At 64.4% G+C, this 24,933-nt stretch carries 22 protein-coding genes and 1 tRNA gene; 9 read left to right on the top strand and 14 right to left on the bottom strand.

The window, feature by feature from the left end; genetic code table 11:
• Positions 1–91 precede the first annotated feature (91 nt).
• Positions 92–838 carry a phosphoglyceromutase gene (locus tag ACX80Q_RS15745; RefSeq protein WP_459331476.1) on the bottom strand — a complete coding sequence of 249 codons (747 nt, stop codon included), beginning with the start codon at positions 836–838 and terminating at the stop codon, positions 92–94.
• Positions 839–1,048: 210 nt separating this feature from the next.
• Between ACX80Q_RS15745 and ACX80Q_RS15750 the strand changes: the two genes are divergently transcribed.
• Positions 1,049–1,891 carry an O-methyltransferase gene (locus ACX80Q_RS15750; RefSeq protein ID WP_459331477.1) on the top strand — a complete coding sequence of 281 codons (843 nt, stop codon included), beginning with the start codon at positions 1,049–1,051 and terminating at the stop codon, positions 1,889–1,891.
• A gap of 16 nt (positions 1,892–1,907) precedes the next feature.
• Here ACX80Q_RS15750 and ACX80Q_RS15755 read toward each other — a convergent pair whose 3' ends face one another.
• Both ACX80Q_RS15755 and ACX80Q_RS15760 read right to left on the bottom strand, forming a co-directional pair.
• Positions 1,908–2,282, bottom strand: coding sequence for a DUF2516 family protein (locus ACX80Q_RS15755; RefSeq protein WP_459331478.1), 375 nt, complete (start codon positions 2,280–2,282; stop codon positions 1,908–1,910).
• Positions 2,283–2,335: 53 nt separating this feature from the next.
• A complete protein-coding gene (locus ACX80Q_RS15760; RefSeq protein WP_459331479.1) occupies positions 2,336–3,514 on the bottom strand; it encodes a trans-sulfuration enzyme family protein in 1,179 nt (392 codons plus the stop codon).
• A gap of 127 nt (positions 3,515–3,641) precedes the next feature.
• On the opposite strand from ACX80Q_RS15760, the gene aztD reads away from it, so the two are divergent.
• Positions 3,642–4,946: a zinc metallochaperone AztD gene (gene aztD / locus ACX80Q_RS15765; RefSeq protein ID WP_459331480.1), complete on the top strand. Its 1,305-nt coding sequence runs from the start codon at positions 3,642–3,644 to the stop codon at positions 4,944–4,946.
• 109 nt (positions 4,947–5,055) lie between these two features.
• Here the strand turns inward: aztD and aztA are convergent, their stop codons facing one another.
• Positions 5,056–5,694 carry a zinc ABC transporter ATP-binding protein AztA gene (gene aztA, locus ACX80Q_RS15770; RefSeq protein WP_459331481.1) on the bottom strand — a complete coding sequence of 213 codons (639 nt, stop codon included), beginning with the start codon at positions 5,692–5,694 and terminating at the stop codon, positions 5,056–5,058.
• A 50-nt stretch (positions 5,695–5,744) separates the two neighbouring features.
• Here aztA and aztB point away from each other — a divergent pair, with 50 nt between their 5' ends.
• The 7 genes from aztB to ACX80Q_RS15805 all read left to right on the top strand — a co-directional run bounded on the left by aztB (position 5,745) and on the right by ACX80Q_RS15805 (position 12,552).
• Entirely contained in the window at positions 5,745–6,626 is an 882-nt protein-coding gene (aztB, locus tag ACX80Q_RS15775) for a zinc ABC transporter permease AztB (RefSeq protein ID WP_459331482.1), read from the top strand.
• A 50-nt stretch (positions 6,627–6,676) separates the two neighbouring features.
• Positions 6,677–7,894: a hypothetical protein gene (locus tag ACX80Q_RS15780; RefSeq protein ID WP_459331483.1), complete on the top strand. Its 1,218-nt coding sequence runs from the start codon at positions 6,677–6,679 to the stop codon at positions 7,892–7,894.
• A complete protein-coding gene (gene aztC / locus ACX80Q_RS15785) occupies positions 7,891–8,850 on the top strand; it encodes a zinc ABC transporter substrate-binding protein AztC (RefSeq protein ID WP_459331484.1) in 960 nt (319 codons plus the stop codon). The genes ACX80Q_RS15780 and aztC overlap by 4 nt, the downstream gene beginning before the upstream one ends.
• A gap of 55 nt (positions 8,851–8,905) precedes the next feature.
• Positions 8,906–9,625, top strand: a complete 720-nt coding sequence (gene tmk, locus ACX80Q_RS15790; RefSeq protein ID WP_459331485.1) for a dTMP kinase — start codon at positions 8,906–8,908, stop codon at positions 9,623–9,625.
• The gene (locus ACX80Q_RS15795; protein WP_459331486.1) at positions 9,622–10,791 is read left to right on the top strand and encodes a DNA polymerase III subunit delta'; all 1,170 of its coding nucleotides are present in this window, start codon (positions 9,622–9,624) and stop codon (positions 10,789–10,791) included. The genes tmk and ACX80Q_RS15795 overlap by 4 nt, the downstream gene beginning before the upstream one ends.
• An 18-nt stretch (positions 10,792–10,809) precedes the next feature.
• A complete protein-coding gene (locus tag ACX80Q_RS15800) occupies positions 10,810–12,357 on the top strand; it encodes an alpha/beta hydrolase (protein WP_459331487.1) in 1,548 nt (515 codons plus the stop codon).
• A 119-nt stretch (positions 12,358–12,476) separates the two neighbouring features.
• Positions 12,477–12,552: transfer RNA gene (locus tag ACX80Q_RS15805), tRNA-Thr, on the top strand.
• A 78-nt stretch (positions 12,553–12,630) separates the two neighbouring features.
• On the opposite strand, the gene ACX80Q_RS15810 is transcribed toward ACX80Q_RS15805, so the two are convergent.
• The 10 genes from ACX80Q_RS15810 to ACX80Q_RS15855 all read right to left on the bottom strand — a co-directional run bounded on the left by ACX80Q_RS15810 (position 12,631) and on the right by ACX80Q_RS15855 (position 24,846).
• Positions 12,631–13,776, bottom strand: coding sequence for an ABC transporter ATP-binding protein (locus ACX80Q_RS15810; protein WP_459331488.1), 1,146 nt, complete (start codon positions 13,774–13,776; stop codon positions 12,631–12,633).
• Positions 13,773–15,371: an ABC transporter permease gene (locus tag ACX80Q_RS15815; RefSeq protein ID WP_459331489.1), complete on the bottom strand. Its 1,599-nt coding sequence runs from the start codon at positions 15,369–15,371 to the stop codon at positions 13,773–13,775. Before ACX80Q_RS15815 ends, ACX80Q_RS15810 begins: the two co-directional genes overlap by 4 nt.
• Before the next feature lie 5 nt (positions 15,372–15,376).
• Positions 15,377–16,432, bottom strand: a complete 1,056-nt coding sequence (locus ACX80Q_RS15820) for an iron ABC transporter substrate-binding protein (protein WP_459331490.1) — start codon at positions 16,430–16,432, stop codon at positions 15,377–15,379.
• Positions 16,433–16,578: 146 nt separating this feature from the next.
• Positions 16,579–17,082, bottom strand: coding sequence for a hypothetical protein (locus ACX80Q_RS15825; RefSeq protein WP_459331491.1), 504 nt, complete (start codon positions 17,080–17,082; stop codon positions 16,579–16,581).
• 5 nt (positions 17,083–17,087) lie between these two features.
• A complete protein-coding gene (locus ACX80Q_RS15830) occupies positions 17,088–17,708 on the bottom strand; it encodes a bacterial proteasome activator family protein (RefSeq protein ID WP_459331502.1) in 621 nt (206 codons plus the stop codon).
• A 224-nt stretch (positions 17,709–17,932) separates the two neighbouring features.
• Positions 17,933–18,133, bottom strand: a complete 201-nt coding sequence (locus tag ACX80Q_RS15835) for a YbdD/YjiX family protein (RefSeq protein ID WP_459331492.1) — start codon at positions 18,131–18,133, stop codon at positions 17,933–17,935.
• A gap of 2 nt (positions 18,134–18,135) precedes the next feature.
• On the bottom strand, positions 18,136–20,403 hold the full coding sequence (locus tag ACX80Q_RS15840; protein WP_459331493.1) for a carbon starvation CstA family protein: 2,268 nt from the start codon (positions 20,401–20,403) through the stop codon (positions 18,136–18,138).
• A gap of 135 nt (positions 20,404–20,538) precedes the next feature.
• Positions 20,539–23,463, bottom strand: a complete 2,925-nt coding sequence (locus ACX80Q_RS15845) for an FtsX-like permease family protein (RefSeq protein ID WP_459331494.1) — start codon at positions 23,461–23,463, stop codon at positions 20,539–20,541.
• A gap of 1 nt (position 23,464) precedes the next feature.
• Entirely contained in the window at positions 23,465–24,190 is a 726-nt protein-coding gene (locus ACX80Q_RS15850; protein WP_459331495.1) for an ABC transporter ATP-binding protein, read from the bottom strand.
• Complete coding sequence (locus ACX80Q_RS15855) at positions 24,187–24,846, bottom strand: PadR family transcriptional regulator (protein WP_459331496.1); 660 nt, start codon at positions 24,844–24,846, stop codon at positions 24,187–24,189. The genes ACX80Q_RS15850 and ACX80Q_RS15855 overlap by 4 nt, the downstream gene beginning before the upstream one ends.
• Positions 24,847–24,933 lie beyond the last annotated feature (87 nt).

Here is a 24,933-nt window from a genome sequence, read left to right on the forward strand (position 1 = left end):
AGGGGGGAAGGAAAGCGCCTAACCCCGCGTAAACCCGATTCTCCCCCCCCTCCCCCCTCCCCCCCCCCCCCCCCCGCCGTCGAACTTTAAACTACTTCTTGCCCTGGTTCGCAACGGCCTGGATGGATGCCGCAGCGGCTTCCGGGTCCAGGTACTTGCCGCCGGGAGTGATGGGGGCGAAGTTCTCGTCCAATTCATACACCAGCGGGATGCCCGTGGGGATGTTCAGGGAGGCAATGGCCTCATCCGAGATGCCGTCCAAGTGCTTGACCAGGGCGCGCAGCGAGTTGCCGTGGGCCGTGACCAGAACGGTTTTGCCGGCCTTGAGGTCTTCCTTGATGTCTGACTCCCAGTACGGGAGCAGGCGGACCAGGACGTCCTTGAGGCACTCGGTGCGCGGGAGGGCGTCGCCCAGGTCTGCGTAGCGGGGATCGTGGGCCTGGGAGAATTCGCTGTCGTCGGACAGCGGCGGCGGCGGGGTGTCGTAGCTGCGGCGCCATTCCATGAACTGCTCTTCGCCGTACTCGGCCAGCGTCTGGGCCTTGTCCTTGCCCTGCAGTGCGCCGTAGTGGCGTTCGTTCAGGCGCCAGTCACGCTTGACGTCGATCCAGCCGCGGTCTGCCTTGTCCAAGGCAATGTTGGCGGTGTTGATGGCACGCTTGAGGCGCGAGGTGTAGAGCACGTCGGGGAGGATGTTGTTCTCCACCAGCAGCTCGCCGCCGCGTGCGGCCTCAGCGAGACCCTGCTCGTTCAGGTCAACGTCCACCCAGCCGGTGAACAGGTTCTTGGCGTTCCACTCACTGTGGCCATGGCGAAGCAAAATCAGCGTATAAGTCATGGTTTCATCCTACCGGGCGGGGCTGCGCGGACCTGAATTGCTACGCGGCACGGCGTCGTCGGGGCCCGCCCCTGAACTTATGCAGTGAACCCGCCACGAGTTCTGCGCATAAACACTCATGCGTGAAACCCGTCCTGGGTTCAACGCATAAGTTCACGGCGTGCGTCGCCACTGGTGGGGACCCGGGCTGTGCACCTCTAAACTTGTTGTGTGGTTCAACGTGCACAGCGGGTCAAGGGCAATTCGGCGGATCCTGCTGCCCGGGCTGTGCGTCAGCGCAACAAGCCCTTTGGTAATGCCACCCGCGGCACCACCAACCCCAACCGTTTGCGCCGGGTGGACCGCTGGCTGGCCGGCCCGCAGGCGTGGCGGCTGCGCCGTGAGGCCAATCCCCTGGTGATCGACCTGGGCTACGGGGGCTCCCCCACCACGGCCGTTGAACTGTTTGCGCGCCTCCAGGCTGTCTGCCCCGACGTGCACGTCACGGGCATTGAAATTGAGCCCGAGCGGGTCCGCATTGCCAAACCGCTGGAGCACGCAGGCCTTGATTTCCGGGTGGGCGGATTTGAGATTCCGGTGCCGGGGCAGGCCACCATGGTCCGCGCCTTCAACGTGCTGCGCCAATATGACGAGGCCGATGTTGCGCTCATTTGGGACACGGTCCGGTCCCGGCTATCCCCGCACGGCATATTTGTGGACGGCACCTGCGACGAGATCGGCCGCCGCAGCACCTGGGTTGCACTGGATAAAACCGGCCCGCAGTCGCTGACCATCTCGCTGCGGTTTGGCGGCTTCGAGCTGCCCAGCGACGTTGCCGAGCGACTGCCCAAGGCACTCATCCATCACAACGTGCCGGGCGAAAAAATCCACGATTTCCTGCAAGCCCTGGACCAGCACTGGCAGGCCGGTGCCCCGCTGGCCTCGTTCGGGAACCGGCAGCGCTGGCTGTCCATGTGCCAGAAAATGTACGACGCCGGCTGGCCGGTGGTGCGTGCACCCTCACGGTGGCGCTTGGGTGAGCTGACTGTGGCGTGGTCAGCCGTGGCGCCCTAAACTACTGCGCCCTAAACTACCAGGACGATCCGCGGTTTTGCTGGCCCTTGCCGCGGCCACGAACCTCAACCAGGACGGGGCGAACGTCGGCTAGGTAGACACCGGCAGCCGTGACCCCGGCCAGGCAGAGAATCATGCCCATGCCCAGCGAGGGAGCCATGGGCACCGGGCCCGCCAGAGACATGATGGGCCCAATGATGAAGAGGAAACCAAAGAAGGACGCGCCAGCGGTCAGTGCCGTCCAGAACGTCTTGGTCTTCTTGTACACGCGCTCAAAAGCGGAGGCCGGTGTGCGCAGGCAATCGCTCAGCGCCCACAACTGAATGCCTAGGGCGAGCAGACCAAAGGCCACCAGGATGAGGAACTCTACATAGATCAAAAAGATAGCCACAAATAAAGCTTACAGGTCAACGATGCTGACGGGGCTGCCTGTTTGCTGGGAAACTACTGTGCGCCGGGCAACTGGCCAAACGCCTGCTCCAAATCACGCCACAGGTCCTCAACATTTTCGATTCCCACACTCAGGCGCAGCAGGTTCACAGGAACCGTCGCCGGCTCATTGGCGTGGCGGCGGCGCCGCTCAATCAAGGACTCCACGCCACCCAGGGACGTGGCCGGAGTCCAGAGCCGCAGTGCCTCAACGAAGGCGGTGGCGGCGGCTTCCCCACCAACAATCTCAATACACAAAATGGAGCCGAAGCCGCTCATCTGGGTCTTGGCGCGCTCATGGCCGGGATCCAAGGGCAGGCCGGGGAACAAAACCCGCTCCACGCCGTCGTGCAGGTCAAGGCGCTGGGCCAACGCCAGGGCGCTGGCCTGGGACCGCTCCACTCGCAGGGCCAGGGTGCGCAGCCCCCGCAGGGCCAGCCAGGCCTCAAACGGGCCGGCAATGGCGCCATGGATGGAGCGGTAATGCAGCAGGGTGCCGCGCAGCACCGGATTGGAGGTGGCCAGGGCACCCAGAACAACGTCCGAGTGCCCGGCCAAGTACTTGGTGACGGAGTGCAGGACAATGTCCGAGCCCAGTTCCAGCGGCTTTTGCACCAGCGGCGTGGAGAACGTGTTGTCGGTGACGATGATGGCACCCACGGCCTGGGCAGAGCGGCATAGCACCTGCATGTCCGCCACCTCCAGCATGGGGTTGGTGGGGCTTTCCAGCCACAGCATGCTGGCAGCCTTCTCCCCCGAACCGGTGAGGGCCGCAATAACCTCGTCATTGTTGGCGATGTCCACCGTCCGGAGCGTAAACAGGCCCTTGGCCGCCAGTTCCTGCGCCATGACCAGGGCGCCCTGGTAGGAGTGGATGGGCATGACCAGCACACCGCCCACGGGGATCAGGGACAGCGCTGCCGAAACAGCGGCCAGCCCGGAGCTAAAGATGAGCGCCGGGAGCGTGGCGCCCTCCAACTCCGACAACGCCGCCTCCAGCGGATCCCAGGTGGGATTGGAGTAGCGCCCATAAGCCCTGTCCCCATCCACCACGGTGCCGGTTCCCACATAGGTGGAGGACAGCACAATGGGCGGGTTCACGGGAGCATCATGCTCCCGGGCCGGGCGCCCTGCCGCCACAACAACGGTGTCGGGGCTGAGATTCTCGAGATGGCCGGGCGCAGGGGAAGTCATAACGTACAGATTAGTGCCCGCCGTCACTGTGGCGGCAATTTCATGACGCCCACTGTGCCGGGTTTTTCGCAGCGTCACATCTCGACTCGTTTTGATAATGATTCTCATTAAGATTAGCATCGGTGGCATGACCATCACACAACACACCCATCCACCAGCAACCCCCGCCCGGCGAGTCCGGCGCCTCACGGCGCCTGCCCTCTCGGCCTTTGCGCTCACCGCAGCCTTGGCCCTGACCGGTTGCGGCAGCCCCGCCTCCCCTGGCGCCGAACAACACACCAGCCATGCGGCACACGCCGAGCAGGGCACTGAAGCGGAGGCGGCTCAGGCGCGGCTGGTCCTGACCCACGACGGCGGCATGAGTGTTCTCAACGCCGCGACCGGCAAGATCGCGGCCGAGTTGCCCCTTTCCGGATTCAACCGAGTCAGCCCGGCGGGCGACGGCCGGCACGTACTGGTTTCCACCGCGGGCGGATTCCAGGTCTTGGACATGGGCAGCTGGTCCGAGAAGCACGGCGACCATTTCCACCACTTCACGGGGACCCCCGCCTTGGCGGAACTCAAATTCCCGGCCACCAAACCGGGGCATGTGGTCAACCACGACGGCAGCACGGCCTTGTTCGACGACGGCACCGGCAACGTGCAGATCTTCAATCCGACAGAACTTGGGCAAGGCGCCCTTCCGGCGACGCAAAACTACACTGCGAGCGCCGCGCATCACGGCGTGGCAGTGCAACTTGCTGGCGGCGAGCTGGTGGTCACCGAGGGCACCAGCGAGAGCCGTTCGGGCATCAAGTTGCTGGCAAAGCCGGGGAGCAATGGCACCCGGGCAGTCCTCGCCGAGAGCAAGGACTGCCCGGGCGTTCATGGTGAGGCATCGGCGCAAGGCGGGGCCGTCGTCGTCGGCTGCCAGGACGGCATTCTGGTGGTCAAGGACGGCAAGATCGTAAAAATTGCCTCACCGGAGCGCTACGGGAGGATCGGCAATCAGGCCGGCAGCGAGGCTTCGCCGGTGGTTCTGGGCGACTACAAGAAGGACAAGGATGCCGAACTGGAGCGCCCCGCAACGTTTTCGCTGACCAACACGGCCACCGGGAAGCTCACACTGGTTCCCATCAACTACTCGTACTCCTTCCGCTCCCTGGCCAGGGGCGCCGACGGGGCCGCACTGATTCTGGGCACGGACGGCAAACTGCACATCCATGACGCCAACTCGGGCAAGGAGAGCGGCACCGTGGCTGTTGTGGCCCCGTGGGAGGAGCCCCTGGATTGGCAGCAGCCGCGCCCGGCCATCTTTGTGGACGGAACCACCGCCTACGTGAGCGAACCGGCCAAGAAGCTGCTCCATGTGGTTGACCTGGGCTCGTCCACTGTCACGGCGAGCCACCCGCTGGCGCATACGCCCAATGAAATCACCGGCATCTCCGGCTAAGCCACCCACCCCGATCCACCCCTCCTGATCCACTCAGCGCGGGTGTTGCCGGCTCCGAGGGCCCGCAACACCCGCGCCTTTCGCCTCAGGGCTTGCTGCCGCGGGAAACTCACAGCGAATCGGACACCAGACGGCCACCTTCCAGCACCAGGACCCGGCCCGCCTCCGCGGCGTCGGCATTGCTGTGGGTCACCTCGATGACAGTCACCCCGCGGGCCAGCTCGTCGGCGATGATGTTGCGGATCCACGCATGAGACTGCTCGTCCACCCCGGCGGTGGGCTCATCCAGCAGGAGCAGCCCCGAGCGCTGCGCAAGCCCCTGAGCCAGCAGCACCCGCTGCCGCTGGCCTCCTGAAAGTTCCCCCAACTGGCGGTGCGCAATTCCGGCCAGGCCGAGCCGCCCCAGCAGCTCCGCCACCTCTATGCGCTCCGGCGCCCGCAGGCGGCGCAGCCAGTGGCGGTTGCCCCAGCAGCCCATCTCCACCGCCGCCAGCACAGTCAGGGGCAGCGCCTGGGAAACGGCGGTGTGCTGCAGCACCAGGGCAGGGCGGGCCGCCCCGGCCACTTGAACGGCGCCCTGCGAGGGGCGCAGTGTGCCGGCGATCAACCCCAGCAAGGTGGACTTCCCCGAACCATTGGCACCCTTGACGGCCGTCAGCGTTCCGGCCTCAAAGGTGATGTCCAATCCGTCAATCACCCGCCGCGACCCATAGGAGAAGGCAACATTTTCGACACTGGCAGCACGCATGCAGGACTCCTCGCAATTGATAATGATTCTCATTATAGTATGCTCGAATAATGGACTGGCTGCTTGAACCCCTCGACGTTTCCTTCATTCAACGCGCCCTGATGGGGGGTTTCGCCGTCTCACTGCTGTGCGCCATGGTGGGCACCTGGATGGTGTTGCGAGGCATGGCATTCCTGGGCGATGCCATGTCCCACGGCATGCTTCCGGGCATTGCCGTAGCGCTGCTCCTCGGTGGCAACCCCGTGGTGGGCGCCGCCGTCAGTGCCGCAGCCATGGCGTTCGGTGTTTCAGCGATGTCCCGGCACCGGCGGCTGTCCCACGACACCTCGATTGGGCTGCTCTTTGTGGGCATGCTGGCGGCCGGCGTCATCATCATTTCGCGCTCGCGGTCCTTCGCCGTGGATCTGACGGGGATCCTCTTTGGCGACATCCTGGCCGTCAAATCCAGTGATATCTGGCTGCTTGGCGGCATTTTGGTGGGCACAGCCCTAGTAGCAGCCATTTTTCACCGCCCCTTCACGGCGCTCGCCTTTGACGGACGCAAGGCGGCAACCCTGGGAATGCGCCCGGACCTTGCGGCAACAGTGCTTTTGTTGCTGGTGACGGCGGCCATGGCCGGATCGTTCCAGGTGGTTGGCACCTTGCTGGTTTTTGGCCTGCTCATTGCTCCACCCGCGGCCGCCCTGCCCTGGGCGAAGTCCATTCCCGCCGTCATGGGAATCGCAGCAGTCCTGGGCTGCACGTCAGTACTGGTGGGACTCCTGGTGTCATGGCATGCACAGACAGCCGCCGGTGCCACCATCGCAGCCACCGCAGTGGCGCTGTTCTTCGTTTCCAGCACCCTCAAGGCGGCCTGGCCCCTGCCACGCCAACCCCGCACCCCACTCACACCTTCCGCCAGCACTGACAGCATTCCCGTCCTGGCCAGATGACTTCACCCACTGATGCCACCATCACGGTGGCCCAGAAAGGTTCTTCCCGCATGTTTTTAAGACAACCCACACTCGCCGCCCTGGCAGCCTTGACCCTGACCGCAGTGACGGCCTGCGCCCCCGCGCCAGGGCAACCCCCTACCCCTGCCAGCAACGCGACTCCCCACGGCTTCGTTGCCGGCGCCATGGAGGCCGGCGAAGCCCAAAGCCTGCTGCCGTACCGCTCGGAGGCAGGCGGCACCATCACCCTTGTGGATCCGCTGTCCGGGGAGGAGGGTTTCACGGCAGCTATTCCCGGCGCGGGCCCCATGACGGATGATGGCCGGTACCTATTTGTTCACACGGCAGCCCCAGGAAAGCTGCACATCATCGATACCGGTGTGTGGACAGTGGAACACGGCGACCACAAGCACTACTACCGCACAGCACCTGGCAAATTGGCGGGCGAACTGCCCGTCGGCGCCGGAACCGTTGCCGGCGACGGTCACCACGTGGCCATCTTCGAGGAGCACACCGGACAAACCTCGATCCTGAGCCGGGAAGATCTGGACTCGGGTGAAATCAAGGTGACGGCAACCCTCCAGGGCGCCCCGCACCAGGGCTTGGCAGTCCCCTATAAGGGGCATGTACTGGTCACCGACTCATCCGGCCCGGACAAGCTGCCCAGCACCATCCGCGTCTTTGATTCCGCGGGGGCCGGGGGAAAAGCCCTGACCACCTCGTGCCCGTCGTTGCAGGGCCACGCGAGCACCCGGCATGGCGTGGTGTTTGGCTGCAGCGACGGCGTCCTGGTAGTCACGGACGACGGCGGATCCCTGACGTCGGCGAAAATCCCCTACCCCAGCCCCGGGGAACGCATCACGGCCTTCAACCACCGCCCCGGCTCCAGCGAAGTGGTTTCCCTGGCGGGCACGGCTGGTTTGTGGCACCTTGACGTGGCCAGCTCAAAGCTGCAATTCATTGCCAGCCCGGAACCCCTGGCGGCGTCCACCACTGCCGGCAACGGTTCCGCCGCCTTGGGTGTTGGCAGGAGCGGCACGCTGTACGCGTTCAACACGCTCAACGGCGCGGTGGAGGGCGTGCAGAAGGTCCTGCCCGAGATGGGGCAGGGCGCTCCCCCGTCCCTCCTCGTGGATTCCAGCCGCGCCTACCTCAGCCACCCAGCAACACAGACCATCCACGAAATCGACTACCGGGACAAACTGCGGGTGGCACGCGGCTTCACCACCTCGGCAACCATCTCCGAGCTCGCGGAGACCGGACTGTGAGCGGGCGGCTGACCGCAGCCTGGCAGCGGCCAGGACGCCGTCGTGCCCCCTTCATGGCTGTGGTATTCATGGTGGCAGCAGGGATGTTGGCATCCTGTTCGACGGGCCCTGCAGGCAGCGAAAAGGCCACCATCATGGTCACCACCAACATCTTGGGCGACATCACCCGCAACATTGTGGGCGATGGCGCCGACGTGGTGGTCCTGATGGAGGCGAACGCCGATCCGCATTCCTTCGGCGTATCCGCCCACCAGGCGGGGCAAATGGAACGGGCCCAGCTCATTGTCTTCAATGGTCTGGGACTGGAGGAAGGAGTCCTGGCCCACATCGACTCGGCCAAGGAACAGGGGGTGCCGGCGTTAGAGGTGGGCGCGGCGATCAACCCGCTCATGCTCGAAAACGCCGGGCCCACCGGCGCGCCGGACCCGCACTTCTGGACAGACCCCCAGCGTGTTCTGAGTGCCGTTGGTGCCATTGAGGAGGCCGTGGCACACCATGTGAGGCTGCCCGATCCGGGGCGCATGCACAGCAACGCCGCCGCCTACGGCGCACAGCTGGCCTCCTTAGATGCGTGGATGTCCGCGGAATTTGCTGCGCTGGCTCCGGACAGGCGCAAGATCATCACCAACCACCACGTGTTTGGCTACCTGGCGAACCGTTTTGGTCTGGAGGTCATTGGCGCCGTCATGCCCAGCGGCACCACGCTGGCGGCCCCCAGCGCCTCCGACTTGAACGCCTTGGCCACAGCTGTACGGGATGCCGGGGTCCCGGCCATCTTTGCCGACACCTCCCAACCGGACAAGCTTGCCCGTGTCCTGGCCGAAGAGTCCAAGGTGAAAGTGGCTATCGTGCCGCTCTTCTCGGAGTCCCTCAGCGCCCCGGGAGAAGGCGCCGGCACGTACTTGGAAATGATGAAAACCAACACGGGCCGCATAACAACCGCCCTGTCCTTATAGGCAGGGCTGTGGATGGCTCGGGGAACCATCCAGCTTGGGCCGGTAGGCTAATGGTGTGACTCCTACTTCTACCCCGTCGCCGGGCTTGTTCATCGCTTTTGAAGGCGGCGACGGCGCGGGAAAATCCACCCAAGCTGCGCTGCTCACCACATTCCTCGCCGGGACGGGGCGGACGGTTGTGCGCACCCGCGAGCCCGGCGGCACGCCCATTGGTGAAAAGCTGCGCTCCCTGGTCCTTGACCACGGGCAGGGCGAGATTGACGCCAAAACGGAGGCGTTGATCTTTGCCGCGGCCCGATCCGCCCATGCCACCCAGGTGATTGCCCCGGCGGTGGCTCGCGGCGAGGTGGTCATCAGCGACCGCTACGCCGATTCCTCCATTGCCTACCAGGGCGCCGGCAGGGGCCTGGGCATCGACGCCATTGTGAAGCTCAACGATTGGGCCACCAACGGCCTGTGGCCCGAGCTAACGGTGCTGCTGGATGTGACGCCCGCTGCCGGCCGGTCCAGGCGAACTGCCGGAGACGCCCAGGAGGACCGGCTGGAATCCGAACCCGATGACTTCCACGCCACGATTCGTGCGGCATTCCTCGAACGGGCAGCCGCGCACCCCAACAACTACCTGGTGCTGCCCGCCGGCCACGGAATAGCCGAGCTGGCCCAGGCCGTTGAACACCGTGTCACGGCACTCCTTGCTGAAAAAGCCGAAAAATCCGTCCACGACGCCGGACCGGCTGCCGGCAACGCTGCCACTGGCAACGTTGGCCGCGCATGAGCGTCTGGGTAGACCTGCAAGGGCAGGACTCCGTGGTGGCTCAGCTGCGCCGCGCGGCCCAGTCCCAGAAGCCCACGCACGCCTGGCTTTTGACGGGCCCGCCGGGATCCGGCCGCTCCAATGCGGCCCTGGCCTTTGCCGCGGCACTGGTGTGCGAACGCCCCGAACTGGCGGCCAGGGGATGCGGCATCTGCAAGGCCTGCCACACCACCATGGCCGGCACCAATGCAGATGTCACGTTCGTCGCCACGGAGAAAACCACCATCTCCATCGAGGAAGCCCGCAACCTGGTCCGCAAGGCCCACGACAGCCCGTCCTCCGCCCGCTGGCGCGTCATGATCGTGGGCGATGCCGACAGGATGGCCGAACGCACCACCAATGTGCTCCTGAAAGCCATCGAGGAGCCACCGCCTAGGACCATTTGGATTCTCTGCGCACCCAGTCCGGCGGACGTGCTGGTCACCATCCGTTCGCGGTGCAGGACCCTGACCTTGCGGCTGCCGCCGGTGGCCGATGTTGCAGCACTGCTGGTGCGCCGCGACGGTATTGACCCGGGGTTGGCGCTCAATGCTGCCCGCGCCGCCCAAAGCCACATTGGTATTGCCCGCCGCCTGGCCAGTGACCCCGGCGCCCGGGAGCGCCGTGACGCCACTGTGCGGCTGCCGCTGAACCTTCGCGACGTCACCACGGCTGTTCAGGCCGCGGCGTCCCTGCTGGAGCTTGCCCAGGCCGAGGCCGCCTCCTCCAATGAGGAGCGCGACGCCGTGGAGAAGGCCACGCTGCTGCGGAACCTTGGCGCCCCGGAGACGGGGGCGCTGCCGCCGTCCATGCGCAGCCAGGTCCGCGCCCTGGAAGAGGACCAGAAGCGCCGCGGCAAGCGCTCGGTGACGGACCATTTGGACCGGGCCCTGACTGACCTGCTTTCCTTCTACCGGGATGCGCTGGTGCTGCAGCTTGACGCGCGGGGCGGGTCCGGCGTCGAACGGGAAACCGTGGAACTGGTCAATGACCCGCTGCGTGCGCAGTTGCAGGACTTTGCCGCCCGCACCCGGCCCGAACAAACCCTTGAGCGTCTGGACGCCATCAACGCCGTGCGCCGCCGCCTCACCACCACCAATGTTGCCCCACTGCTGGCCCTTGAGGCCATGGCAGTCAGCCTGCTCTAAGAAGTGAAGGACACCTGTATGCCTGCCGGAAATGTTCGACGGCGTCACCGCCACCGCTTGTTCCTCACCGCCGCGGCCAGTATTGCAGCGCTGTTGCTGAGCTCGTGCTCGGTGCTGGCACCGGATGCGCCCGTGAAGACGTCCGCGGCGCCGGAGGTGGTGGGTGAGGTGCCCGCGGACCTGCTGGACTTCTACACCCAGAGTGTGACGTGGAGTTCCTGCAACGGCGGTTTCCAATGCGCCGAGGTTGAGGTCCCCATGAACTACGCGGATCCTGCGCAGGACTCCCTCAAACTGGCCGTGACCAGGCTGCCCGCCACCGGCAAACGCCTGGGCGCCATGCTGGTCAACCCCGGCGGGCCCGGCGGATCCGGCGTGGACATGGTCAAGGACGGCGCCAAGACGTACTTTTCGGCCAAACTGCGCGGCGCCTATGACGTGGTTGGCTTTGATCCGCGCGGCGTGCAACGCTCGGCCGGGGTGAAGTGCCTGGACGATGCCCAGATGGATGCCGCCCGGCAGGTGGCCTTTGACCCGTCCACCGACGCCGGCCTGGCCAGCGCCGAGGCCGAGAGCAAGCGCCAGAGCGAACTGTGCCAAAAGAATTCCGGGGCGGTCCTTGAATACGTTGACACCGTCAGCTCGGCCAAGGACATGGACATTTTGCGGGCCATTGTGGGTGATGCGGCCCTGAACTACATGGGCTTCTCCTACGGCACCAAACTGGGCGCCACCTACGCCGGGTTGTTCCCTGCCCGGGTTGGAAAATTCTCCCTCGACGGGGCCATGGACCCGTCCCTGGACATTGACCAGGTGTCCATGGGCCAGGCGGTTGGCTTTGAAAATGCCCTGCGCGCCTGGGCCAAGGATTGCTTGGGCACCAAGGACTGCCCCGTCACGGGAACAGTGGATGAGGCCATGGCGCAGATTCGCGAGCTGCAGGCCGTGTATACGGCCACCCCGCAGCAGACACCTGCCGGCCGTGTGGTCACCGGAACAGAGTTCACCGGCGGCCTGGCCTTTGGCATGTACTCCACCGACCTCTGGGCGCCGTTGACGGGCGCACTGAAGCAGGCGTTCGCCGGTGACGCCTCCGGGATGTTGCTGCTGGCTGATTTCTCCGCCGACCGCGACTCCGACGGCAAGTACCAGTCCAACACAGCAGCCGCGTTCACGTCCATCAACTGCCTTGACTACCCCATGAACTCCGACGTGGCTCACATGCGTGAGCAGGCCGTGGCCCTTGAGAAGGCCTCCCCCACGTTTGGGAAGCTGCTGGGCTTCTCCGGCCTGTCCTGCAAGTACTGGCCCTTCAAGGCCACAGGAAATCCTGCCCCCATCTCAGCAGCCGGGGCCGGACCCATCCTGGTGGTGGGCACCACGGGCGATCCGGCAACACCGTATTCGTGGGCGCAGACACTGGCCAAGCAGCTTGACTCAGGTGTTTTGGTCACCTGGCAGGGCAATGGCCACACAGCTTACGGCCGCGCCAACGAATGCCTCACCACCACTGTTGACGCGTACTTTGTTGACGGAAAAGTGCCAGCATCGGGCACCAGCTGCTAAATCTGGCGGTTTCTGGACAACTTCTGCGCGGGGCCGATTTTGTACATCCGCCCCGCGCATATTAGAGTGGTTTCTTGTGTTCAGCCGCCAGCTCCAAGAGGGGCTTTCAGCTAACACAGGCCTCCATAGCTCAGTTGGTAGAGCGTTTCACTCGTAATGAAAAGGTCAACAGTTCGATTCTGTTTGGAGGCTCCACTAAAACCCCGCCACGGCGGGGTTTTTTGGTTAATACGTGAGTGCGCCTGCCGCCCGAAGGACAAAAATGGGGCCAGGTCAGCCGTCCAGCGGGAAGACGACTCCCTCGCCCACCACTTTCAGGAACAGTTCAGTTCCCGGCCGGGCCAGCATGGCGTTCCAGTGCCGGATGCTGATGATCTCCCCGCCCACGGGCTGGTGCGGGTCCACGGGGTGGTCGGCATCGGCCTGGATGGGCTCTAGCTGGATCCGAACAGTGGTTTCCGGACCAAAGTAGTCGGTGTCCACCACCCGGCCGCGGATGGGCCCGCCGCTGGCAATCCGGATCTGCTCGGGACGCAGCATCAGATTCACCTTGCCCTGGGCCGGGGGACGTCGCACGGGGATCCCGCCCAGTGAGCACAGGGCCAGTGAGCCCTCCATCCAGGCCTCCAGGATGACGGCATCCCCCAGGAATTCGGCTGTGGCCCTGTCCGCGGGGCGCGTGTAAACAACAAAAGGGCTGCCGATCTGCGCTAATTTGCCGTCCCGCATGACTGCCACTTGATCGGCAAAGCTCAAGGCCTCGGCCTGGTCGTGGGTGACCAGAATGGTGGTGACACCGGCCTGCTCAAGCGTCTGGGCCACGGCCCTTCGTGTGGCAACCCGCAAACCGGCGTCCAAGGCGCTGAACGGCTCATCCAGCAGCATCAGCTCGGGCTGGCGGGCCAGGGCACGCGCCAGCGCCACGCGCTGCTGCTGGCCGCCGGAAAGCTGGTGCGGGCGGCGCTTGGCGTAGCTGGCGTCCATGGACACCATCTCCAACAGCTCCCCCACCCGAAGGGCGGCAGCCTTGCCGCGCAAGGGCAGGCCGAATGCGATATTAGCCCCAACGCTCAGGTGCGGGAACAGCGCGCCGTCCTGGGCCACGTAGCCAACGCTGCGTTTGTGGGCCGGGACCCAGGTGGACTGGCCCGCCACTTCATCACCGGCCAAGGCAATGCGGCCGGAATCTGGGGAGGAAAACCCTGCTATCAGGCGCAGCAGGGTGGTCTTGCCCGAACCGGAGGGGCCAACAATGGCCGTGGTGCGGCCCTGCGCCACAGCCAAGTCAACACCTTTGAGAACTTCGGTGCTGCCAAAATTCTTGCGCACGCCCGTCACCTGCAAATGATCCGGCACCTCGCTTGATGTCCGGCCTGCCTTGTTGGTGGTGCCGCCGGGGATGGTGGGCTGAGAGGTCATTGGCCTGCGGCTTTCTTGGATTGCACAAAAAGTACGTACGTCATGGGAGCTGAGAGCACAATCATCATCAGCGCGTAGGGCGCTGCACCCATGTAGTCAATTTCGCTGCTGAGGGACCAAAACTGTGTGGCCAGGGTCCGGGTGCCGTTGGGCGCCAACAGCAAGGTGGCCGTCAGTTCGTTGACAATCCCCAGGAACACCAAGGCCGCGCCGCCGGCAGCCGCGGGGGCAGAAAGCCGCAACGTCACCTTCAGGAACGCGATCAGGGGCGGCTTCCCCAACGCCTGCGCCGCTTCGTCGAGCTCACGCGGCACCTGCGCCAACCCTGCGCGCAAGTTCACCAGGGCCCGGGGCATGAACAGCAGCGCGTAAGCTGCCACCAGCACAACAGAGGTTTGGTAGATGGCTGGCACGTTGTGAACCGTGATCGTCACCAGGGCCAGCGCCACCACAATGCCAGGCATGGAGCTGGAGATGTAGTTCACGGCTTCAAGGACCTTGCTGACGGGTCCAGGGTGACGGACCACCAAATACGCCAGCGGAAACGCCAGCACTGTGGTCAGCGCGGCCCCCGCCAGGCCGTAGCCAAGCGTCTGCAGCAACGCATTGAGGAGGTCGTCCCGGACCCAGATGTCGGCGCCCCCTGCAATCAGCCAGCGGCCCACGTGCCACAACGGCACACCGAACGCCAGGATGGTCAAGGCCCCCAGGGCCAACTGGCCCGGCAGCTGCCACACCCCCAGGGCCAGGCGTGTGGGGTTGGACTGCACGCCGGCACCCACGCGGGCATAGCGGGCACTTCCTCGTGATTTGGACTCAGCCACCAGAAGCAGCAGGCAAAACAACACCAACACACTGGCCAGCATGTTAGCCGCCGCCCCGTTGAATGTGGAGCGGAACTGGTCATAGATGGCTGTGGTGAACGTGTCGAAGGCAATCATGGCGAAGGCGCCGTACTCGGCCAGCAGGTGCAGGGCCACGAGCAAGGCGCCGCCGGCCGCCGCCAGCCGCAGCTGCGGCAGCACCACCCTGAAAAACACCCGCCAGGGTCCCAACCCCAGCGATGCGGCGGATTGTTCCAAGGCCGGGTCCAAGCGGCTCAGCACCGCCGCCACGGGAATGTAAACCAGCGGGAAGTAGGACAGCACAGAAATCAGGACGCCACCAAAGATGCCACCCAAGGACGGAATGGCGCTAACCCAGGCATAACTGTTAACGAAGGCGGGAATGGCCAGCGGCGCAGCCAGCAGCACCGCCCACACCTTGTGCCCGGCCAGGCGGGTGCGCTCCACCAGCCAGGCCCCGCCAATGCCCAGCACCACGCACAGCGGCACGGTGATCACCACCAGGGACAGAGTGTTAAACAACAATTCGCCAACGCGCGGGCGGAACACCAATTTCACAACGGTGTCCCACCCGGCGTTGGCGGTGGCAACCACCACGAACCCCAGCGGCAGCAGGGAGAACACGGCAATCAGCAAACAAAGTACGACGACGGGCCAGGGGCCCAGGCGTGAGCCCCTGCCCCCAGCGGCGCTGGGTGAGGTTGTGGCACCCGGCGCACCATCCGCCGTCGTACTTTGTTCAGAGATCATTGAAACTACAGTAGACCAGCCTGCGTCATCAGCTCAGTCACCTTGGCGGAGTTCAGCTTGGCGGGGTCAATCTTGGGGGCCTGGAGATCAGCCAGCGGGGTCAGCTTGCTGTTGGCGGCAACCCCGGAGGCAACCGGGTACTCGAAGCTGGTGCCGGTCTGCAGGATGGTCTGGCCGGCCTTGCCCGTGACGTACTCCAGGAACTTCGAGGCATTGTCCTGGTGCTGGCTGGAGGCCAAAACGCCGCCGCCGGAGATGGAGACAAATGCGCCCGGATCTTCATTCTTGAAGTAGTGCATGGCCACGTTCTTGGAGTTCTCGCCGGTCTTGTTCTGATCGCCGAACCAGTAGTAGTGGTAGATGACAGCGCCTTCAACTTCGCCGGCATTGACTGCCTTCATGGCGGTGCTGTTGCCCTTGTAGGCCTTGAAGTTTTCCTTCATGGACTTCAGCCAGGACAGCGTTGCTTCCTCACCCTCGAGCTCCAACATGGCGGAGACGATGGCCTGGAAGTCGGCACCTGACGGCGACGCGGCCCAGCGGCCCTTCCAAGCGGGATCGGCCAGGTCCATGAGGGACTTGGGCAGCTGGTCAGCCTTCAGCTTGGTGGTGTCGTAGGCAAAAACGGTGCTGCGGGCGGCAATGCCGGCCCACTTGTTCGTGGAGGGGCGGTACTGCGCCGGGACCTGCTCCTGCACCTTGGCGCTGGTGTCAGCGAAGAGGCCGGCGTTTTCCACCTGCGTCATGGCCGGGGAATTCTCGGTCAGGAACACATCGGCCGGGGACTTGGCGCCTTCTGCGACGATCTGATTGCTCAGTTCCAGGTCGCTGCCCTGACGCAGGGTGACCTTGATGCCGGTTTCCTTGGTGAATTCATCCACCCACGCCTGGGTCAGGGACTCGTGCTGGGCGTTGTAGACGGTGATGGCGTCAGTGGCTGAGCCTGCCGCGCTTTTGCTTTCGGCCGGTGCCGCTGCGCCACTGCAGGCGGCAAGTGCCAGAACGGAAACTCCAGCCAGCGCGGTCAAAGCGGCTTTACTGAACTGCAACTTGCTAAACATTATGGGGGCCTCTCGGCGGTAGAGATAATTAGCGAACAAAAATTGATCGCAATCCATTAGAAGGGCAGGCTAGCCTTACGCGCAACTCAATGTGACGCAGGTCAAGTGAATTCACGTCATTTTTAGTGACTAAGCCGCTCTACTTGTCAGTAAGTGGTTTTGTTGTGTAGAAGCTCACGGGCCCGCCGCACGTGCTGGCGCACAATTTCTGCCTTGCGTTCGACGCCGGACGGCTGACCCATGCCCAGGCGTAGCAAGGCCAGCGCTTCGGCCGTTGCCGCCAGGGCGTTGCCGGCGCGTGAGAGTTCCCTGTGCACATCGTTGAGGTATCCGCCGTTGCCCGCCGGAATCTCCATCCCTTCGCTGGGCCCCAGGGTTTGGGCCTGGGTGGCGATGCTGCGAACCTCGGGCAGGAGATCGGCAAGGCTGTTGGCCAGCTGGACCATGGCGTCATAGTTTTGCGCCGCGGACCCGGCGGCCTCCGGTCCCGCCCCGTGCTCCGGTGCGGCCTCCGCGAGCCCCTCAAGCATCTGGTGGAAGCGGTCAAGGCCGCGGCGGAAGCGGTCGTGGGCGCGCCGCCACACACCCTTGCCCAGCTCGGCATCGTCCCGTTTGGCCTGCCTGTTGACGCTGAAGATTCCCTTGAGCATGCGTGTCAGAGGTATTGTCCGGGCGTGCCGGAATCGGGGCCGCCCTGCGTTGGCTCACTGTCTGGTCCGCCGGCATGCCCACCTTGGTGTCCTGCTGGTGCGCGGCGCGGTTCACCGTTTTCACCCACCACGACTCCCGGTGCAATCACGGTTCCTGGCGGCAGCTGATGCGAGGCCAGCCTGGCGGCAAGCTGCTGGTTCGCCATGGCCTGGGCGGCCAAGGCTGTCTGGATGCCGTGGAACAGTCCTTCCAACCAGCCCACCAGCTGGGCCTGGGCGATGCGTAGTTCTGCGTCCGAGGGCGCCTTGTCATCCGTAAACGGCAGGCTCAGGCGGTGCAGTTCTGCCACCAGTTCCGGGGCCAGGCCGTCCTCAAGCTCGGCGATGGACCGCTCATGAATTTCGGCCAGCCGGGCGCGCGCCGCGTCATCCAGCGGCGCGCTCTTGACCTCGTCCAGCAGCTGCTTGACCATGGTGCCGATGCGCATCACCTTGGCGGGCTGGTCAACCATGTCGGCGACACTGACGGGCTTGCCGGACGGCCCGTCAGCTGTTCCCGAACCCTGGGGTTGACCCGCGGCGTCTCCCACTAATCCTCCCGTCGGGGAGGGTGCAATGCTGTCCATGATCTTCCCCTCCGCGGCCAAGCCCTTGGCCCGGATGTGCGCCTTGTCAGTCATAGTGAAAGTCTCTCACGGAGGCCCGTGTTCCGTCCCAGGCCCTCCCCCTCGGGGCACGAAAACAGGAACAGGCCCACCATTCCCCGAGGGCGTGCCAAAGTGGCGGGGGCGCATGAAATTTCACCCACCCCCGCCACTTTGGCACGCCCTCGGCGGCAGGGAGAGCGGCGCTAGCAGCAGCGACCCTCCGGATTGGCGTCCTGGCGGTCGGTTTTGTCGCGCCAGAACTCCTTGAGAGTCATGGGCGTTGTGGCGCAGCTGGTGGCCCGGTGATGGTCAAGGTATCTCTCATAGCTGTCCTCCCCTAGGACGCTTTTGAGGTACCTGCTGACGGCGCCCAGGGCGCCGCCCGCCCGGCGCAGCGTTTCCATGCCTAGTGCCCGGACCGCACTGTTTGCTTGCCGGACTCGGCCCATTCCTTCAGAATGGCCTTTTCCGTGGGCGTGGCTGCCATGGACGCCGGCGCGAAGATGCGCGATGCCACGGCCGGATCCTCTTTACTGGGCCCGCCGCCGGCCTTGATGGAGCGGATGGTGACCCTGACCGCCGTCGTAATCACAATGATGGACAGCACCACAAAGATGATGGACAAGGTGCCTTGAACGGCCGAATTGCGAACCACAGCTTCCATGGCTTCGACAGTCTTGGCGTTGCCGAACGTGGTTTTGCCATCCGCCAGCGCCTGCTTGAACGCTGTGTGCTGCGCCCAGTAGCCCACGGCCGGAACAGTGGAGAAGATCTTCTGGAAGGACGCCACCACCGTCACCACCGTGACGAACACCAGCGGCAGTGCCACCATCCACAGGTACTTGATGTGCGTGTTCTTGGAAACGATGGTCAGGCAGACGGCCAGCGCAATGGCGGCCAGGAGCTGGTTGGCGATGCCGAACAGCGGGAAGAGCGTGTTGATGCCGCCGAGCGGGTCGGTGACGCCCATGATCAAGATGGCGCCCCACCCGGAGACCATGATGCCAGTGGTGATCCACGAGCCCAGACGCCAGGCCGTGTCCTTGAACTTGGGGATGAAGTTGCCAATGGAATCCTGGAGCATGAAGCGAGCCACGCGGGTACCGGCGTCGACGGCCGTGAGGATAAACAGGGCCTCAAACATGATGGCGAAGTGGTACCAGAAGCTCATCATGGCCTTGCCGCCGGCAACTTGTTGCATGATGTTGGCCAGGCCGACGGCGAGGGTGGGTGCGCCGCCGGTGCGGGACACGATCGACTCCTCGCCGACGTCGGCAGCGGTTTGGGCGAGCGTGGCGGCATCAACCTGCACGCCGGTGAGTCCCAGGGAGTTCACGAACGCGGCCGCCCCCTCAATGGTGCCGCCGGTGGCTCCCGCGGAGGAGTTCATGGCGAAGTAGATGCCGCGGTCAATGGACAGCGCGGCAACCAGGGCCATGATGGCCACGAAGGACTCCATCAGCATGCCGCCGTAGCCGATGTAGCGGGCTTGGCGTTCCTTTTCAATGAGCTTGGGTGTGGTGCCGGAGGCAATCAAGGCGTGGAATCCGGAGAGTGCGCCACAGGCGATCGTCACGAACAGGAACGGGAACAGGGAGCCGGAGAACACGGGGCCGTCGGAGCGGCCGGCAAATTCACTGAACGCGGGGACGTTGATGGTGGGGCGGACCAGCACAATGGAGCCGGCCAGCATGACGATGGTGCCGATCTTCATGAACGTGGAGAGGTAATCGCGCGGTGCCAGCAGCAGCCAGACGGGCAGGATTGCGGCAATGAAACCGTAAACGATGATGGCCCAGGCCAGCGTGGTCCTGTCCAGGTGGAAGGTGGCCGCGCCCCACTCCGTGGCAGCGACCATACCGCCGCCGACGATGGCTGCCAGCAGCAGGACGACGCCGATCAGGGACACTTCCATGACCTTGCCGGGGCGCAGGTAGCGCAGGTACACGCCCATGAACAAGGCGATCGGGATGGTCATTGATACCGAGAACACGCCCCACGGGGATTCGCCGAGTGCGTTGACAACCACCAAGGCCAGGATGGCCACAATGATGATCATGATGAGCAAGGTTGCGATGAGTGCCGCGGTGCCACCAATGACACCCAGCTCCTCACGCGCCATCTGACCCAGCGAACGGCCTCCGCGGCGCATGGAGAAGAAGAGGACAAGGTAGTCCTGCACGGCACCTGCCAGCACCACGCCCACGATGATCCAGATGGTGCCTGGCAGGTAACCCATCTGGGCTGCAAGGATGGGCCCCACCAGTGGGCCCGCACCGGCAATGGCGGCAAAGTGGTGACCGAAGAGAACGTTGCGGTCAGTAGGAACGTAGTCCTTGCCGTCGGCCTTGTATTCGGCCGGGGTGGCCCGCAAGTCATTGGGACGTATCAGGTACTTTTCGATGACCTTGGAGTAAAAACGGTAACCGATGAGGTAGGTACACACCGCGGCGAACACGAACCAGATGGCGTTGACTGATTCACCACGCACCACTGCCAAAACCACCCAAGCGACACCACCCAGAAGCGCGATGGCGGCCCAGACGGCAATCTTCAGTGGCGTCCACTTTTGCTTTGCTGCCTCAGCGTCGAGGTCAACCGCCACGGGAGGCAACTCTGGATCCTGGACAAGAACATCGCCGGGATCGGCAGCTCTCTGTGACGACAGTGTCATGTTTTTCCCTACGTTAAGACATCAAATACGGCCTTTTGACGGTAGCAGTATGACCCGCAGCACACGGCTGATGTGCTGCGGGTCATGGTTGAAAATCTGTCAAAGGTAGCATTCACGCGACGAACGGCACTTTGCTCAGACCAGGGTTTGCCTGCGCGTCATGGGCAGCTTGCCCCTGGTGAGCAACCACGCGGCGGCCGCGCCGAAGAGCGGAACCAGAATCAGCAGCGTAGCCATTTGCAGCCATGGGATGACAATGGGGAATCCGCGCATCATGGACAGCACCACCACCGTGGGCACGGTTCCGGCGAAGACACCCAAGGCTGTGCCCAGCATGGCAGTCATGAGTGTTTGCGAACCCGAGATGGCCTTGCGCAGCTGGGTGCCCGCCCCAATACTGGCCAGGGTGGCGTGGTCATTGCGGCCGTCGGCGAGCGCCAGACCGGCAGTAATTCCGGCTGCGCTGAGAGTGATCAACGCGCCGCCGAGGACTATGAGCCAGAGGATGCCCGTTATGTTGCCGGCCGGGCCTTTTTCAAAGAAGACACTGTTGTATTGACCCAAAATTGGCGCCATGGCGGATTGAACCTGGTCCGTTTCCGCCTGACTGAGGCTCTTGGGTGCAGTGACCAGCAGGGTCTGATCACTGACAGGCATGTCCAGCTTTGCAGCTGTTTCCGGTGAGACAACTCCGTAGAAGCCAAGGCTTTTCTTCGGCGCTTCCACTACCGCCGGCAGCGACGTTGAACTCAGTGGTGTCACGAGCGGGCGCATGAACTGCCTGGTGACGTCCGGGGGTTCGGCCTGCTCCCAGTTTTCCGGCACTGCCGGGTCATAGCTGATGATCTTGGCTGTGCCATCGGGGTGGAGGTAAATCTTGTTGGTGATGACCATCCCGCCACTACGCAGTGTCTGCAGGGCGTCTGCGCTCGGTGCCCGCCCCAGCAGGGCCGTCAGCTCTGCCGCGCCACCGGCAATCATCCCCGGGATGGTGGTGCCGTTGTTGCCCCGACTCATGGACCCTGTGCAGCGCCAGTCCCCCAGATCCATCGGCTTCCAGTCGTTCGCCAGTTCGCAGCGGTGCCCGGGCGGTTCAGCCAGGGCCCATTTAGGGCAGGGAATTGTTTTGTCCCCTTCGTCCTTTTGGCCTTTCATGGCCATTTCCTGCCGCTCAAGATCACACTGGGACATTCGCTGCGTGCCTCGCAGAACCTGGGAGGTGGTGTCGGGGCCCAATATGTCAGTCATCAAGGCGGTTGCCTCCGCCGGATTCAAGGTGGACAGACCCTGTGACTCCACCCTCTGCGCCCCGCCGCCGATGTCTGTGGTCCTGGTTTTTTCATAGTCAAGGGGCACACCTGTTTGGTTGAGGTTGTAGAGCCATTGGTGGTTATTGCTGTTGTCCTTCATGAGGCTGGCGGTGCCCACCATGAGCGCACCGGACAGTGTGGCCGCCGCCAACACCGCTGCAACAGCCGGAACTGTGCGTCCCCGGTTGCGAGCCGAATCCCGGGCGGCCAAGCGCAGGGGAACGGGCAGCCACTGTGTCTTGGCGGTGAGAAGTTCCACTATTCGCCCCGTGAGCAAAATCAATCCAACAACCAGGGCCACGGCGCCGCCAATGATGAGTCCGGAATTAAAAGGGACCCACATGTAAGCGTCACGCCGGTCCCGGACCAAGAAGCTAAGAATGCCCCCGGCTGCCATGGCCATGGCAGCCAGCATCAGAAAGCCCAGCCCTATCCATTTGGTCTTCCTGGACGGCAGCTCGGCCGTGCGCCCCGACTTTAGGGCTGCCAGGGTGGCCTGCTTGGCGACGGCGCGGGCCGGCACCACGGCGGCAATGAGGCCCGCCACAACTCCCAGGAGGACCAGGCCAAGGGCTGGCAGCCACATCAGGTGCAATCCCGGGAACATGGAGTTGCCCTGCGCGCGAAGCACCAGCACCAGCACCGCTGCGGCAATGCTGCCCAGCACTGCTCCCACCATGCCACCGGCCAGGCCCAGCCACAGCCCGCCGGCCGTGACTGTTGTCCGGACCATGGAGCTTTCTGCACCGGATGCGGCCAGCAAGGCCAGCTCGCGTTGCTGCTTTCTGGCACCCACGGCAAAGGCGGCACCGGCCAGCAGCCCCACCTCCATGAGGGCAAGGACGCCGATGAGTCCCATGAGAATCATGCTGGTAGCCAGGCCTCCTTGCAGCCAGTTTTCGCTCATGGTCTGCACGTCAGTTCCCAGCTCAGCCTCACTGGGCGGGTTCAGGAGAAGGCTTCGGGAGGTCAACGTGATGCCCTGGGCATTAAAGTGCTTGGCGTCGGCCCATTTCAGCGCCTTGTCCCCCGCCAGATAGACGACTGCCGGACTCAGTTCCGCCGCCATCGCTGCCGGGATCTGCTTGGCATTGAGGAACAGGTACGAATCCCCGTCACCCTGGCGCTCGGGTCGGATGGTGCCGACAATCTCAAAGGTGCCGGCCGACGTCGTAAGGTCCTCGCCAATTCTCACATCAAAGCGGTCCAATAGTCCCCGCGTTGCCAAGGCCTCCTTGACGGAGGCTGGCGCCACGCCGTCGAGCAGCGTGTACTTGCCCTTGAAGGCGGGGTTGAGCACATCCGTGACAGTGGTGGGCACCTCCACCTGCGCCTTGCCCACTGGGGTGTGAACGGTGGTTGACTGCCACGGGATGGCCGTAAGTCCGTCCGGCACCGCATCCGCGGGGGCAGTCGCCACAAAATCGGGGTCCGACTCAGCCCCGGGGCCACCCAATCCGAACATCAAATCGCCTTGAACGCGCTGGATGGACGTGGCATTCTGGGCCTGCATGTCCGTCAGCCTGCCCTGGGTCTGGCCCAGCTCCATGGCGACGGTTTCAGCTGGCGTGGCCTGAGTGCTCATTCCCGCCGTGGCTGCGAAGGACATGGCGAAGATGGGCAGCGCAATCAACGCAACAATCAACGCCGAACGCCCCTTGTGGCGGCGAATGTCCCGCCAGGCCATGGTCAGGGCAAGGCGCAGCCGGTGCCGCCGGCCGCCCTTGACGGGTTTCAGGTCTAGCGGCATCTCAGTGGGCCAATCCGGCCAAGAACACCGACGGGTCCTGCTGCGAGGCGGCCTCGTCAACAATGCGGCCGTCCTTGAGGAACACCACCCTGTCCGCCCAACCCGCATGCCGGGCCTCATGGGTGACCATGACGACGGCGGCTCCGGCCTCAGCCCTGCTGCGCAGCACTTCCAGGATGCCGTCACCCGTGGCCGAATCCAGCGCACCCGTGGGCTCATCGGCAAGGATCAGGCGGCGGTTGCCCACAATGGCGCGGGCAATGGCCACCCTCTGCTGCTGGCCACCGGACATTTGGTCCATGAACCTGTCAGCCAAATCCTCAATGCCCACCAGGCGCAGCGCATCCTTGGCTTGGCGGCGGGCCTTGCGGGCAGGAATGCCATCGAGTTCCCGGGGCAGGGCAACGTTCTCGGCAGCCGTCAGTGTGGGGACAAGGTTGAAGTCCTGGAAAACGTAGCCCACGGCGCGGCGCCGCAACCGGGCCAGCTCATTGATGCTGAGCCCACCCAAGGGGGTTCCTTCAACAAAAATCTCCCCGCTGCTGGCCTTGTCCAGGCCCCCGGCAAGCGTCAAGAGCGAGGACTTTCCCGAGCCCGAGGGCCCCATGACGGCCACGAACTCGCCCGCGTTAATGGTCAGGCTGACGTTGCGCAGAGCCGCCACGGACATGGCGCCTTCACCATAGGTCCGGCTGACGCTTTCCAGCTGCAAAATTTCGTTGCTCACTGTGACACCGCCTTGGTCTCGGCAGCGGCACTCCCTGTCCCCGGTGCAACAGGGCCTGCCGCCGATGGTCGAGGCCCTCGGGCGCCGGAACCGGCAGCCGTTGCACGTTTGGCCATCCACCCTTCGCAGTGGTCCAGCCAGCGAACTTCGGCTTCCGTGGTGAAAATCAGTGAGTCCAACACCAGCAACCATGCGGCGTCGTTGGCATCTCCTGTGCCGGACCCGCCGGAAAGTTGTGTGCCGGCGTTGCTGGCCGCGGCCCGCCGCTGGCGAGTGTAGTCCTGCAGCAACTTCATCGAGGCTGTGCGTTGTGCCTGCACCACGGCGGAAACGTCAACGTCCGTGAGTGTCAGGGCCAGCGCCAACTTGATGGCCAACTCATTGCGCGGCGGATTTGTTGCGGCAACGGGCTGGGCAAACCAACCCATCACCTCGGTGCGACCGGCGCTGGTGATGCTGTAGATGACATGACCTTCGCCGTCGTCACCTTCCTTCTCTACCAGGGCATCGCGTTCCAACCGGTCAAGGGTGGTGTACACCTGCCCGATGTTCAGCGGCCAGGTGGAACCTGTCCGCTCCTCGAACTCGCCGCGTAGCTGGTAGCCGTAGCGCGGGCTTTCCGCCAGTAGCGCCAGTAACGAATGTTTGATGGACATCAATAATCCCCTTGCTCGGCGCGGAGGCCCCCAATGAACCCCCGCGACAACGGTATGCATACCGCGTATGGCAAATGTAGCTACTGA

This window comes from Arthrobacter sp. HLT1-20 (assembly GCF_054510895.1).

Bases quoted from the DNA above. Each gene is read 5' to 3' on its own strand.
- ACX80Q_RS15745 (WP_459331476.1), bottom strand. From the start codon at position 838: ATGACTTATACGCTGATTTTGCTTCGCCATGGCCACAGTGAGTGGAAC.
- ACX80Q_RS15760 (WP_459331479.1), bottom strand. From the start codon at position 3,514: ATGACTTCCCCTGCGCCCGGCCATCTCGAGAATCTCAGCCCCGACACC.
- aztD (WP_459331480.1), top strand. From the start codon at position 3,642: ATGACCATCACACAACACACCCATCCACCAGCAACCCCCGCCCGGCGA.
- aztA (WP_459331481.1), bottom strand. From the start codon at position 5,694: ATGCGTGCTGCCAGTGTCGAAAATGTTGCCTTCTCCTATGGGTCGCGG.
- aztB (WP_459331482.1), top strand. From the start codon at position 5,745: ATGGACTGGCTGCTTGAACCCCTCGACGTTTCCTTCATTCAACGCGCC.
- ACX80Q_RS15780 (WP_459331483.1), top strand. From the start codon at position 6,677: ATGTTTTTAAGACAACCCACACTCGCCGCCCTGGCAGCCTTGACCCTG.
- ACX80Q_RS15795 (WP_459331486.1), top strand. From the start codon at position 9,622: ATGAGCGTCTGGGTAGACCTGCAAGGGCAGGACTCCGTGGTGGCTCAG.
- ACX80Q_RS15800 (WP_459331487.1), top strand. From the start codon at position 10,810: ATGCCTGCCGGAAATGTTCGACGGCGTCACCGCCACCGCTTGTTCCTC.
- ACX80Q_RS15810 (WP_459331488.1), bottom strand. From the start codon at position 13,776: ATGACCTCTCAGCCCACCATCCCCGGCGGCACCACCAACAAGGCAGGC.
- ACX80Q_RS15815 (WP_459331489.1), bottom strand. From the start codon at position 15,371: ATGATCTCTGAACAAAGTACGACGGCGGATGGTGCGCCGGGTGCCACA.
- ACX80Q_RS15820 (WP_459331490.1), bottom strand. From the start codon at position 16,432: ATGTTTAGCAAGTTGCAGTTCAGTAAAGCCGCTTTGACCGCGCTGGCT.
- ACX80Q_RS15825 (WP_459331491.1), bottom strand. From the start codon at position 17,082: ATGCTCAAGGGAATCTTCAGCGTCAACAGGCAGGCCAAACGGGACGAT.
- ACX80Q_RS15830 (WP_459331502.1), bottom strand. From the start codon at position 17,708: ATGGACAGCATTGCACCCTCCCCGACGGGAGGATTAGTGGGAGACGCC.
- ACX80Q_RS15835 (WP_459331492.1), bottom strand. From the start codon at position 18,133: ATGGAAACGCTGCGCCGGGCGGGCGGCGCCCTGGGCGCCGTCAGCAGG.
- ACX80Q_RS15840 (WP_459331493.1), bottom strand. From the start codon at position 20,403: ATGACACTGTCGTCACAGAGAGCTGCCGATCCCGGCGATGTTCTTGTC.
- ACX80Q_RS15845 (WP_459331494.1), bottom strand. From the start codon at position 23,463: ATGCCGCTAGACCTGAAACCCGTCAAGGGCGGCCGGCGGCACCGGCTG.
- ACX80Q_RS15855 (WP_459331496.1), bottom strand. From the start codon at position 24,846: ATGTCCATCAAACATTCGTTACTGGCGCTACTGGCGGAAAGCCCGCGC.